The organism is Erythrobacter epiphyticus, assembly GCF_034653295.1.
Taxonomy (GTDB): domain Bacteria; phylum Pseudomonadota; class Alphaproteobacteria; order Sphingomonadales; family Sphingomonadaceae; genus Erythrobacter.
The window spans coordinates 357,616-370,162 of record NZ_JAYEEU010000007.1 but is presented as its reverse complement, the minus strand read 5'-3'; the positions used below and the strand labels follow the sequence as shown (position 1 = coordinate 370,162).

Sequence of the window (12,547 nt, the reverse complement as noted above, 5' to 3'; positions counted from 1 at the left end):
CAGCAACAGGCGTCCACCGCAATGAGTCTTCGCAACATCTCGGCCTGGTCGATCCGCAATCCAGTGATTCCGCTGGTGTTCTTTGTTGCCTTGCTGCTGGCCGGAATGGTCAGCTTCTCGCGCATGGACGTGACCAACAACCCGGATGTCGAATTCCCCGCGGTCATCGTCAACATCTCGCAGCCCGGCGCCTCGCCGACCGAGATCGAGAACCAGATCACCCAGCGCATCGAAAGTGCGGTGCGTTCGATCAACGGTGTCGAATCGATCCAGTCCACCGCACGCGAGGGCAGCTCGAACACGGTGGTGGAATTCGAGATTGGCACCGACGTTACCGATGCCCTGAGCGAAGTGACGACAGCGGTGGGCGGGGTGCGTGGCAGCCTGCCTGATGGCATTCTCGAACCGCGGATCAACAAGGTAAACGCAGTGGGCGAACCGATCGGCTATGTTGCGGTCGAAGCCAATGACATGACGATCGAACAGCTCAGCTGGTTCATCGATGATACGGTCGCCAAGCGCTTGCTCAAGATCGAAGGCATGGCCGAAGTCGGGCGTTTCGGCGGGGTCAACCGCGAGATCGAGGTGATTCTCGACAGCGCGCGGATGCAGGCGCTCGGCGTAACCGCCTCGCAGATCAACGCCGTGCTGCGGCAGGTCAACCTTGATGCGGCAGGCGGTCTAGCCGAAGTCGGCGGCACCCGCCAATCGCTGCGCGTGCTTGGCAACACCAAGAGCGCTTATGAACTCTCGCAACTCCAGATCCAGCTGGGCGGTGGGCGCACCATTCGCCTGGCCGACGTGGCGACCGTGCGCGATGGCTATTCCGAGCGCACCTCGATCAGCGAAGTCGGCGGCAAGGAAGTCGTCAACTTCTTCATGAACCGCGCCCGCGGGGCTTCCGATCTCGCTGTCTATGACGCGGCGATGGAAGAGCTCGACAAGATCGAGGCGGAAACGCCCGGCGTGAAGTTTATCAAGCTGTCGACCACCACCAATTACACCCGCGGGCAGTACAAATCCTCGATCTGGGCGCTGATTGAAGGCGCGGTGCTCGCCGTGGTGGTGGTGTTCCTGTTCCTGCGCGACTGGCGCGCGACCTTTATTTCGGCGGTGGCGATCCCGCTTTCGGCAATCCCGACCTTCTGGTTCATGGATCTGATGGGGTTCAACCTCAACTTCCTTTCGCTCCTCGCGCTGGCGCTGGTAGCGGGCGTGCTGGTCGATGATGCGATCGTGGAGATCGAAAACATCGTGCGCCACATGCGCATGGGCAAAAATGCCTATCAGGCCAGTATCGATGCGGCTGACGAAATCGGCCTTCCCGTGGTGGCGACCAGCTTCTGTATTGTTGCTGTGTTCCTGCCGGTTGGCCTCATGCCGGGCATTTCCGGCCAGTTTTTCCGCAATTTCGGCCTGACCGTTGTGGTTTCTGTTCTGATGAGCCTTGCCGTGGCGCGGATGGTGACGCCGCTGATGGCGGCCTATTTCCTCGAAGCCAAGGGCCATGCCGAGCATGGCGGCGGCAAGTGGATGGACCGCTATCTCGCGGTGCTCGCCTGGACGCTGGATACCAGCGCGATGCAGGCACGCCGCGCAGGCTTGACCCCGCCGCGCTCGCGCGGAGGCTATGTCGCCGGGCTGTTCTTCACGGTTGTCGCGCTGCTGGCGGTGACAGGGCTGGCGATGTTCCAGAGCTTCAACTTCATCTGGTCGCTTGGCATCCCCAAGACGGTTGCCGCAGCGGTGACGACCGATAGCTACGGCGTCGGCCACCTGTTTGTAGTCAAGACCATCGAAGTGGCACAGCTGCTGCTGGTCTCGGTGGCCTCACTGGCCGCTGGCATCATCGCGTTCAAAGGTATCCAGCTGTTCGGCAAGGGCGCCAGCCGCTTTGCCGAGAGCGTCCGCTATCTGACGGCGCGGCTCTACGATCACCGGGTGTGGATGCTCGCGGTCGGCTGGTTCTCGCTGCTCGTCACGATCCTGCTGTTCGGACAGATCCCGCCGCAGTTCCAACCGAGCATCGACAGCGAAAACAGCCGGGTCGAGATTGAAATGGTGCCGGGCACCTCACTCGCCGAAGCCAAGCGCCTCGTCAATTCGGTCGCAGCGCGCCTGCGCGAAGAGCCCGATGTCGAGCGGCTGCTCGAACGGATCCGCCTGGGCGAAAGCTCGACGATCTTCATCACGCTCAAGGAAGACCGCGACCGCAGCTCGATCGAGTTCGAACGCGAGCTCGCAGCGGAACTGGCGCAGATCCCCGATGCGCGGGTTCGCTTCCAGACCCAGCGCGGCGGGTTCGGCTCGGGCCGGGACATCACGATCATGCTCGCCGGGTCCGATCCGGTGCTGCTGGAAAAGACCGCCGCCACGCTGGTCGAACAGATGAAGGCGCTCAAGACGATTGTGGCTCCGCGGATCAGCGCGGACCTCAACCGGCCAGAAATCATCATCACGCCGCGTGACAAGATTGCCGCCGAATTGGGGGTCACCACCGCGGCCTTGTCGCAGACCATCCGTATCGCGACCTTGGGCGAGATCGAGCAGAACGCGGCGCGTTTCTCGCTGTCCGATCGCCAGATCCCGATCAAGGTTCGCCTTTCGGAAGATGCGCGCGGCGATTTCCGCACCATCGAGAACCTGCCGGTGCAGACGCTCAATGGCGGCTCGGTCCCGCTGGGCCGGGTGGCCGAGATCACCTTCGGTTCGGGCCCGACCGCGATCCAGCGTTACAACCAGAACCGCCGCGTGCTCGTGGGCGCCGATCTCGCGGCGGGCGTGCTCAAGGGCGAGGCGCAGGCGCAGATCGATGCGCTGCCGATCCTCAAGCAGCTCCCTGTCGGGGTGATCCGCGACGTGGTGGGCGAGGACAAGTGGCAAGCCGAGTTGGTGGTGAGCCTGATCATCGCCGTCGCCGCCGGTGTGCTGCTGGTGTTTGCGGTGCTGGTGCTGCTCTACAAGCGTCTGATGAGCCCGCTGGTCAACATGACCTCGCTGGCGCTGGCGCCGCTGGGCGGGGTGTTCCTGATCTGGCTGCTTGGCCAGCCGCAATCGATGCCGGTTTATATCGGGATCCTGCTGCTGCTGGGCATTGTCTCGAAGAACTCGATCCTGCTGATCGACTTCGCCATCGAGGAAATGAACAAGGGCATTCCCAAGCTTGAGGCGATCATGGATGCCGGTCACAAGCGCGCCCAGCCGATCGTCATGACCACCGTCGCGATGACCGCGGGGATGGTGCCGGTGGCGCTCTCGCTCTCGGGCGACGGGGCGTGGCGTCAGCCAATGGGCATTGTGGTGATCGGCGGGCTGCTGCTCTCGACGCTGCTGACCTTGCTGATTGTCCCGGCGGGCTTCAGCCTTGCCGATGGCTTCGAAAAGCGCGCGGGCCCGTGGCTGACCAAGCGCTTCCTGACCTTCAAGCCGGGCGATGACAAGCAGGGCCGTTCGCAGGAAGCGCCGCAGCCGGCCGAGTAGGCCACGGTAGGGCGTGACTGTTGGCGGCAATTCCGGCTAAAGCCGCTGGCATGGCGAGCACCGCGAACCCACGGCCTCTGACTTTCGGCGGCGAACCGCTCACCGCGGATCGCGCGCGGCGGATGCGCTGGACGGCCACCGGCATGCTCGCCGCGATGGCGGCGGTGTTTGTCAGCACCCATGGATTGCTCGGCGTGCATCCCGCGTGGGGCTACATCAATGCCTTTGCCGAAGCCGCGATGGTGGGCGGGCTGGCCGACTGGTTTGCGGTGACAGCGCTGTTCCGCCATCCGCTCAGCCTGCCGATCCCGCACACCGCGATCATCCCGCGCAACAAGGATCGCATCGCAGATACCATGGCGCAGTTCCTGCAAGAGAATTTCCTGACGCCCGCCGTGGTCGCACGGCGGATGGCGGCGATGAATGTCGCCCGCGCGCTCGGCGAATTCCTCACGGCGGCGCCCGAACGCAGCGAAAGCAGCGATCCGCGCACCCGCATCACCAGCGGCGCGGCGGAACTGCTCGCCGAGGTGCTCGAAAGCCTCGATCCCGAACGGCTCGGCGATCAGGTGCGATCAGGGCTCGCCGGCCAGATTGCCAAGCTTGAGATTGCGCCGCTGGCCGGACGGATGCTCGAATCCGCGATGGTCGACCGGCGTCACCAGCCGCTGATCGATGGCTTTGTGCGCTGGGCGGGCCTTACCATCGAGGATAATGAGGAAACCCTGCGCGAGATCATCCATGGCCGTGTCGCAGGTGTGCTACGCTGGGCCGGGCTCGACAAGACGATCTCCTCCAACGTGCTTGATGGCCTCTACAAGCTGCTCGCCGAAGTGCTGATCGATCCTGATCATCCCTTGCGCTTCAAGATCGAGGAAGGTCTGCAAAAGCTCGGGCAGGACTTGCAGCACGATCCCGAGACGCGCGAACGGGTCGAAAGCCTCAAAATCGAACTGCTCGAAAACCCGGCGGTGGCCGAATGGTGGCTTGGCGTGTGGGAGCGGGCGCGCCTTTCGCTGATCCGCCGCGCGCGCACGCCCGACAGCATGATGGGGCAGGAAATGCGCAAGAGCCTTGCCGATCTGGGCGTTGCGCTCCAGCAGGATGCGCGGCTTCAGCATCAGATCAACCGCTTTGCCCGCCGCACGATGGTGGGCATTGCGACGCGCTATGGCGGGCAGATCGTCAAGCTGGTGTCAGAAACGGTCAAGCGCTGGGATGCCACCACCATCACCGACCGGATCGAGAGCGCGGTGGGCCGCGACCTCCAGTTCATCCGCATCAACGGAACGATTGTCGGCGGGTTGGTGGGGATGAGCCTGCACTTCCTCACCACAGCGGTGCTGTAGCAATCCCGATCAATTGATCACGTAGCTGATCGACGTTGCGTAGAACGAGCGCATGGGCTGGCCAGCCGCGTCGCGCGCCGGTTCGAACTTGGCGGATTTCATCACCTCGCAGGCGGGCGATTCGAGATTCTGGGTGTTGGTCGCCTTGATGATGCTGCACTGCTCGACCGCGCCTTGATCATCGACGATCACGCGCATGCGCATGATGCCCTGCTCCCCTCCCAGCAGCGCGCCGCCGGGATAGAGTGAGCCGATCTTGCGGACCAGCGAGGCCTGATTGAGCCAGCGTGGGCCATTCTGCGCGGTGCGCAGGCGCTCGGGATCGAGGCCCCATTCCTTCACCAGTGACGTGGTGCAATCATTCATCACCTTGAAGGCTTCGGTCAGCGGCCCGGTATCCAACCGCACGACGTGAACACCTTGCTTCAATTCGACAAAGCGCGCCTTGGCCGCTTCACTCAGATCCAGCCCGCCGCGGGGATTTTCTTTCACTGCCGAATCAGCCTGATTGGACTCAGGCTCGGCCTTCGCGATGTTGACGGTCGCGAAAATCACCGCCGGTCCGTACCCCTCGACAGTTCCGGCGAAGGGGCGGCTTTCCAGTTCCGGCCTGTCTTCGGCAAAGCGCAGGCTTGTCTTCTGACGGCTGGCGAACTTGCGAAATGCGGGGCCGGCCACCGTCAACCCCGCCTCGCGGGCGGGCCAGTATTGCCGCAAGGTGAGATAGTGCTTGTTCTTTTCGTCGCCAAATTCACGGCTCAGGCGGCACACGTCTTCGCCGTAATCCACGTGCCAATTGCTGCTCGGTTTGAGCGCGGCAGGTTCGGCAAGCACGGGAGCGGCAAGGGCGAGAAAAGCGAGAGCAGGAACAACGTGACGCATGAAAAAACCTCCGACAGCCGTGGGAGACTGCCGGAGGCTCATTTCAAAATAAAGTCTCTTGCGACGAACCGCTTACAGCGCCCCGGTCAGCTCCGGGACGGCGCTGTAGAGGTCAGCCACGAGGCCGATATCCGCGACCTGGAAGATCGGGGCGTCTTCGTCCTTGTTGATGGCGATGATCACCTTCGAGTCCTTCATCCCGGCAAGGTGCTGGATCGCGCCCGAAATGCCGACCGCGATGTAGACTTCCGGTGCGACGATCTTGCCGGTCTGACCGACCTGGTAATCATTGGGCACATAGCCCGCGTCCACCGCTGCGCGGCTCGCGCCAATCGCGGCGCCGAGCTTGTCGGCGAGCGGGGTGATCACGGCTTCGAAGGTTTCCGCGTCCTTGAGCGCGCGGCCACCCGAGACGATCACCTTGGCGCTGGTGAGTTCAGGGCGCTCGCTCTTGGCAATTTCCGAGCTCACGAAAGTCGAGACACCGGCATCGCCTGCGCCGCTAACGGCTTCGATGGCTGCCGAGCCACCTTCCGTCGCTGCCTTTTCGAAAGCGGTGCCGCGCACGGTGATCACCAACTTGGCATCGGTCGATTCGACTGTCGCGATGGCGTTGCCGGCATAGATCGGGCGGGTGAAGGTCTTGGGGCCTTCGACCGACAGGATTTCCGAAACCTGCATCACATCGAGATGCGCAGCGACGCGCGGGGCAACATTCTTGCCCTGCGTGGTGGCAGCGGCGAGGAAAGCGTCATGATCGGCCATCAGGCCGGCCGCCAGCGGGGCGACGTTTTCAGCAAGGCCGTTGGCATAGGCGGCGTCGTCCGCGACGTGCACCTTGGCCACGCCGGCGATCTTGGCGGCGGCTTCTGCCACCGCGCCGCAATTGTGACCGGCAACCAGCAGGTGCACTTCGCCGAGCTTGCCCGCAGCGGTGACGACCGCGAGCGTCGCGTCGTTCACCTTGGTGTTGTCATGTTCGACGAGAACCAGAGTCTTCATCTGATAATCCTTTCAAATACCTATTCCCGTTCGCCTCGAGCGTCGTCGAGAGGCGTGGTGCCGGTGCGTCTCGACTTCGCTCGACACGAACGACACCAGAGGAAAACCAATGGCTTACGCGATGCCGAGCGCCTTGACCTTCTCGACCAGCGCGGCGACGTCGGCGACCTTTTCGCCCGCCTGGCGCACCGGCGGCTCGGCGACCTTGAGGGTCTTGAGACGCGGGGTCAGATCAACGCCGTAATCGGCGGCGGTCTTGGTCGCGAGCGGCTTTTGCTTGGCCTTCATGATGTTGGGCAGCGAGGCATAGCGCGGCTCGTTGAGGCGCAGGTCGGTGGTGACGATCGCGGGCAGCGCGAGCTTCACAGTCTGGAGGCCGCCATCGACTTCGCGCTTCACCGTCACCGAATCGCCAGCGACTTCGACAGTGTTGGCAAAGGTGCCCTGTGGGCGCCCCATGAGGGCAGCGAGCATCTGGCCGGTCTGGTTCGAATCGTCCGAGATCGACTGCTTGCCAAGGATAACGAGGCCGGGCTGTTCCTCATCGGCGATCGCCTTGAGGATCTTTGCGACGGCCAGCGGCTCCACGTCCTCATCGGTTTCGATCAGGATCGCGCGGTCTGCACCCATGGCGAGCGCGGTGCGCAGGGTTTCCTGCGCCTTGGCCGGGCCGACGCTGACGGCGACGATTTCGGTGGCCGCGCCCTTTTCCTTGAGGCGGATGGCTTCCTCGACCGCGATCTCGTCGAACGGGTTCATGCTCATCTTGACGTTGGCAAGATCAACGCCGGTGCCGTCGGCCTTGACGCGCGGCTTGACGTTGTAATCGATCACCCGCTTGACGGGGACGAGGATTTTCATGGGTGTTCCTTCCTCTCAAAGAATCACTGACATCAGAACATGGATGCCCGCCTAGCTTGCGTTTACGTAAACGTCAAGTCGGGCTTGGGCAGCGGGTGAGGATGGCCTTGCGGCCAACCTCGCCCGCGATGGGTTTACCAGACCAGACCCCTGTCAGGCGGCCTTCTTGACCTCGGCAACGATCTTCTGCGCCGCATCGCCAAGGTTATCGGCAGCTACGATGGCAAGGCCCGATTGGTTGAGAATGGCCTTGCCTTCATCAACATTGGTGCCTTCTAGGCGGACGACCAGCGGAACCTGAAGGTTCACATCCTTGGCCGCCTGCACGATCCCGTTGGCGATCACATCGCACTTCATGATCCCACCAAAGATATTGACGAGGATGCCCTCGACCGCCGGATCCTTGAGGATGATCTTGAAGGCTGCGGTCACCTTTTCGGTGGTCGCACCGCCGCCGACATCGAGGAAGTTGGCGGGGAAGGCGCCATTCAGCTTGATGATATCCATCGTCGCCATGGCGAGGCCCGCACCGTTCACCATGCAGCCGATGTTCCCATCGAGCTTGATGTAGGCGAGATCATATTCGCTCGCCTCGACTTCGGCGGGATCTTCCTCGGTGATGTCGCGCAGCGCTTCGATCGCCGGATGGCGATAAAGCGCGTTCGAATCGAAGCTCATCTTGGCGTCGAGCACCAGCAGCTTGCCGTCTTCGCTCTCGACCAGCGGGTTGATTTCGAGCATCGAGCAATCGGTGGCGATGAAAGCTTCGTAAAGCTGCTTGGCGAGCTTTTGCGCCTGCTTGTTGAGATCGCCCTTGAGCTTGAGCGCAAAGGCCACCGCGCGGCCGTGATGCGGCTGGAAGCCCTGCGCCGGATCAATCGTGAAGGTGGTGATGAGTTCGGGCGTGTCATGCGCCACGGCCTCGATATCCATCCCGCCTTCGGTCGAGACGACGAAAGCGACACGGCCGGTCGCCCGGTCCACCAGCAGCGAGAGGTAGTATTCCTTGGCGATATCGACCCCGTCGGTGATGTAGAGGCGGTTCACTTCCTTGCCCGCTTCGCCAGTCTGGATCGTCACCAGCGTGTTGCCGAGCATCTCGCGGGCATGGGCTTCGACTTCCTCAAGGCTCTTGGCGAGGCGCACGCCGCCCTTGGCATCGGGGCCAAGCTCCTTGAACTTGCCCTTGCCGCGCCCCCCGGCATGGATCTGGGCTTTCACCACGTAAAGCGGTCCCGGCAGCTTCTTGGCTGCTTCGACGGCCTGTTCCACATTCAGTGCGGCATGCCCGGCGGGAACGGCGATCCCGTATTCTGCGAGCAGTTCCTTGGCCTGATATTCGTGGATGTTCATGGTGATGTGATCCCTTCCTTGATCGTCCTTGGGGAGGATGTGTCTGGCGGCGGCCTAAGCACGGATCGCCCCTCTTGAAAAGTGCCCTGTGCAGGGGCAACGCTGCACGCCGAGCCTGATTGCCAAAAATGATAGATCGTGATCGCCTTCTCGAAATTGTCCGCGAAGCGGGGCGCATTGCTTATGCGCGCTGGCCCGGTGCGGGCCATGCGCTGGCAAGCTGGGACAAGAGCCCGAACAACCCCGTCAGCGAGGCCGATCTGGCCGTGGATCGGTTCCTGCGGCGCGAACTGGGCGCGCTGCTGCCGTCCGCGGCCTGGCTGTCGGAAGAGACCGCCGATGACAAGGCGCGCACCGCAAGCGGGCTGATCTGGCTGGTCGATCCGATCGACGGCACCCGTGATTTCGTGGCGGGCCGCCGCGGCTGGGCGGTGTCGGTGGCGCTGGTGAGCAGCGGGCGGCCGCTGATCGGCATGCTGGCGGCCCCGGCGCGGGACGAGGAATGGGTGGCGGTGGCAGGGCAGGGGGCCACCTGCAACGATGCGCCGATCCGCGCCAGCACCCGCGCGGAGTTTTCCGGCGCCCGGGTCCCGGTGCACACCTTGCCGCGCGAGGATCGCGATCTCGTCGCGGTCGAGCAGCCCAATTCGATTGCGCTGCGGATCGCGATGGTCGCGGATAACCGCGCCGATCTCGTGGCGACAATGCGCTGGGGCTATGAATGGGATATTGCCGCGGCGACGCTGATCGCGCGCGAGGCGGGGGCCGAGGTGACCGACGCTTTTGGCGCGCCGCTCGCCTATAACAAGCATGATCCGCGCGCCTTTGGCCTGCTGGTGTGTTCGCCGCATATCCATGCCGCGGCGGTCGCGCGATTGGCCGAGCGCGCCGCACGGCTCAGCCAGGACAAGGCCTAGCCGCGCCACCCATAAGAAAACGGGCCACCCGAAGGCGGCCCGCAATCTGGTGTAAGCCCGAGGTCAAGAGCGCCAAGGCGCCCTTGTGCCCATCAGCGCCCGCGGGCCTGATTCACTTCTTCCTGGCTGATCGGAATGATCTTGATTTCGACGCGGCGGTTGCGCGGCTCATCCACATTATCGGCGGTGGGTACGCGCAGATAGGCACGATCCTCGCCATAGCCACGGGTCTCGATGCGCGAGCGGGCCACCCCGCGGGCGATCAGATAATCCGCCACGGCCTGTGCGCGCTGTTCCGACAGGCGCTGGTTGGTCGCCGGTGAGCCGGTCGTATCGGTAAAGCCGAACACGTCAATCAGGCTGTTGGGATATTGCACCAGCGAATCCGCCACCGAATTGAGCGTGTCGTAGAAGCCCGGATTGATCGAGGCCGAGCCGCGCGCGAAGGTCACCCCATCGGGCAGACGCACGAGGATCGCTTCCTGATCGCCCACTTCTTCGACATCGATGCCGCTGCCGGCAGTCTGTTCGCGCAGGGTCTTGATCTGGTCGTCATACTGCTTGCCGATCACCGCCCCGGCCGAACCGCCGATGCCCGCGCCGATGATGCGGCCGGTATCGCCGCCGATGGCGCCGCCGAGCAGATAGCCGAGCGTGCCGCCGAGGCCCGCCCCGATCGCGGTGCGCGAGGCCTTGCGTTCCCCGGTGTTGGGATCAGTCACGCAGGCGCTGGTGGTGAGCAGCGCAAGGGCTGCCGTGCTCGATACAAGAATTCTTGAAATTTTCATTGTCCCGTCCTCGCTCCTGAATTTCCACCGTGAAGATGACACGGACCACCGATTGCGGCAAGCCGCAAGGCACGCCCTGTCGCCGCTGTGGGGCGGCCAGTCTTAGCGAGAGTTGAACGGGCTATCTTCCAATGGCTGGCGCAGCGCTGCGAATGTGCTAACGGCAGCGGGTGACACCTTTTCCTTGGACAGATCTTGTCATCATCATTGCGTTGATTGTGCTCAACGGCGTGTTCGCCATGTCTGAACTGGCGATTGTCTCGGCCAAGACCTCGACGCTGGAAACCCGCGCCGAGGCCGGTTCATCAAGCGCGCGCATGGCGATCCGGCTGGCCGCGGATCCGGGCAAGTTCCTTTCGACCGTGCAGATCGGGATCACCCTGATCGGCATCATCGCCGGTGCCTATTCCGGGGCGAGCCTGGGCGGCCCGGTGGGCGAGCGGCTCGCGCTGCTGGGCGTGCCCGCGCGGTTCACCAGCGAGGCGGGCTTTGCACTGGTGATCGCCGTGACCACCTATCTCAGCCTGATTGTCGGCGAGCTGGTGCCCAAGCAATTGGCGCTGCGCAACGCGGTCGCGGTGGCGATGGTAATGGCGCGCCCGATGGATCTGCTCGCGCGGGCGGCGGCCCCGCTGGTGTGGGTGCTCGACAAATCCTCGGCCTTGCTGATTGCCCTGTTCGGCCTGCGCAACCGCGATCAGGAAACCTTCACCGCCGAAGAATTGCAGATCATCTTTGCCGAAGCGACGCGCTCGGGCGTGATCGAGGCGGAACAGCACCAGATCCTGACCGGCGTGGTGCGGCTTGCCGAACGGCCGGTGCGCGAGATGATGACCCCGCGCACCGAAGTCGACTGGATCGAAGCGGATGCTGCCGATGCGGAAATCCGGGCGCGGATTGCCACCAGCCCGCATTCGCTGCTGCTCGTCGCCGAGGGTTCACCCGATAATGTGCTGGGCGTGGTGAAGGTGCGCGATGTGCTCGCCGCGCTGGTGGCGGATGGCACCGCCAAGGTGCGCGCCTTGACGCGCAAGGTCGAAGTCGTGCCCGATCAGCTTGATGCGATGGATGCGCTGCGCGTGCTCCAGAGCGCCGATGTGGCGATGGCGCTGGTGCATGATGAATACGGGCATTTCGAGGGGATCGTCACGCCGATTGATCTGCTGACGGCGATTGTCGGGAACTTCGCGAGCGATCAGGACGCGGGCGATATCCCCCAGATCATCGAGCGCGAGGATGGCTCGCTGCTGGTGTCGGGCGCGTTGTCAGCCGATGCGCTGTCTGACCGGCTCGGGCTCGAATATGGCGAGGATCGCGATTTCGGCACGGCCGCGGGCTATGCCCTGTCCGTGCTGCGCAAGCTGCCGGTTGAAGGCGAGGTGTTCCGCGATCAGGGCTGGCGCTTCGAGGTGGTCGACATGGATGGCCGCCGCATCGACAAGCTGCTGGTGAGCAAAGAGGACGAGAGCGACTAGGCCTCTGCCCTCGCTCCGCTGCGTTCAAGCCGTCGGGATGATGGCGCTCGCCGAAGCCCCGTCGCCTTCCGGCGCGGCGATGATATCGCGGGTGACGCGGCCCTTGGCGACGGTGTTGGTCGCCGTATCGCCCACCGTGCTGCGAATGCTCGGCGCCGCGCTGCCGGCGCGATCGAGCAGGCTGGTTTCGACCCGGCTGCGCGGGGCAGGCCCGCCGAACAGGGCATCGAGCGCCTGATCAGCGGCTGTGCCTTCGACCGGGCGCGGCGCGCCTGCGGTGGGCGGGGTCAGCGAGAAATCGGGCGGCACCACCAGCGGCGCCTGCCGCTGCACCGCGAATTCATCAGGCCGGTCGCGGTTGAACAGACCGCCGCCGCCGCAGCTTGCCAGCAGGGCTCCGCCCGCAATCAGGGCCAGGAGGGTTTTGAGGTTACGCATGT

Annotated in this window: 10 protein-coding genes; 4 read left to right on the top strand and 6 right to left on the bottom strand. The window is 64.0% G+C overall.

What is annotated here, in order from left to right:
• Positions 1 to 21 precede the first annotated feature (21 nt).
• The gene (locus SOQ14_RS07220; RefSeq protein WP_322897383.1) at positions 22 to 3,480 is read left to right on the top strand and encodes an efflux RND transporter permease subunit; all 3,459 of its coding nucleotides are present in this window, start codon (positions 22 to 24) and stop codon (positions 3,478 to 3,480) included.
• Between the two features lie 50 nt (positions 3,481 to 3,530).
• The gene (locus SOQ14_RS07215) at positions 3,531 to 4,829 is read left to right on the top strand and encodes a DUF445 domain-containing protein (protein ID WP_322897382.1); all 1,299 of its coding nucleotides are present in this window, start codon (positions 3,531 to 3,533) and stop codon (positions 4,827 to 4,829) included.
• Positions 4,830 to 4,838: 9 nt separating this feature from the next.
• Here the strand turns inward: SOQ14_RS07215 and SOQ14_RS07210 are convergent, their stop codons facing one another.
• The 4 genes from SOQ14_RS07210 to sucC all read right to left on the bottom strand — a co-directional run bounded on the left by SOQ14_RS07210 (position 4,839) and on the right by sucC (position 8,927).
• Positions 4,839 to 5,711: a TonB family protein gene (locus SOQ14_RS07210; RefSeq protein ID WP_322897381.1), complete on the bottom strand. Its 873-nt coding sequence runs from the start codon at positions 5,709 to 5,711 to the stop codon at positions 4,839 to 4,841.
• Between the two features lie 72 nt (positions 5,712 to 5,783).
• A complete protein-coding gene (locus SOQ14_RS07205) occupies positions 5,784 to 6,713 on the bottom strand; it encodes an electron transfer flavoprotein subunit alpha/FixB family protein (RefSeq protein ID WP_322897380.1) in 930 nt (309 codons plus the stop codon).
• Between the two features lie 114 nt (positions 6,714 to 6,827).
• Positions 6,828 to 7,574, bottom strand: coding sequence for an electron transfer flavoprotein subunit beta/FixA family protein (locus SOQ14_RS07200; RefSeq protein ID WP_322897379.1), 747 nt, complete (start codon positions 7,572 to 7,574; stop codon positions 6,828 to 6,830).
• Between the two features lie 153 nt (positions 7,575 to 7,727).
• Positions 7,728 to 8,927, bottom strand: coding sequence for an ADP-forming succinate--CoA ligase subunit beta (gene sucC / locus SOQ14_RS07195; protein ID WP_322897378.1), 1,200 nt, complete (start codon positions 8,925 to 8,927; stop codon positions 7,728 to 7,730).
• A 128-nt stretch (positions 8,928 to 9,055) separates the two neighbouring features.
• Here sucC and SOQ14_RS07190 point away from each other — a divergent pair, with 128 nt between their 5' ends.
• Positions 9,056 to 9,844: a 3'(2'),5'-bisphosphate nucleotidase CysQ gene (locus SOQ14_RS07190; protein ID WP_322897377.1), complete on the top strand. Its 789-nt coding sequence runs from the start codon at positions 9,056 to 9,058 to the stop codon at positions 9,842 to 9,844.
• 92 nt (positions 9,845 to 9,936) lie between these two features.
• Here the strand turns inward: SOQ14_RS07190 and SOQ14_RS07185 are convergent, their stop codons facing one another.
• Positions 9,937 to 10,632: a YiaD family glycine zipper/OmpA-like lipoprotein gene (locus tag SOQ14_RS07185; RefSeq protein ID WP_322897376.1), complete on the bottom strand. Its 696-nt coding sequence runs from the start codon at positions 10,630 to 10,632 to the stop codon at positions 9,937 to 9,939.
• A gap of 170 nt (positions 10,633 to 10,802) precedes the next feature.
• Between SOQ14_RS07185 and SOQ14_RS07180 the strand changes: the two genes are divergently transcribed.
• The gene (locus SOQ14_RS07180) at positions 10,803 to 12,107 is read left to right on the top strand and encodes a hemolysin family protein (protein WP_322897375.1); all 1,305 of its coding nucleotides are present in this window, start codon (positions 10,803 to 10,805) and stop codon (positions 12,105 to 12,107) included.
• A gap of 24 nt (positions 12,108 to 12,131) precedes the next feature.
• Here the strand turns inward: SOQ14_RS07180 and SOQ14_RS07175 are convergent, their stop codons facing one another.
• Positions 12,132 to 12,545 carry a DUF3035 domain-containing protein gene (locus SOQ14_RS07175; protein WP_322897374.1) on the bottom strand — a complete coding sequence of 138 codons (414 nt, stop codon included), beginning with the start codon at positions 12,543 to 12,545 and terminating at the stop codon, positions 12,132 to 12,134.
• Positions 12,546 to 12,547: the final 2 nt, after the last annotated feature.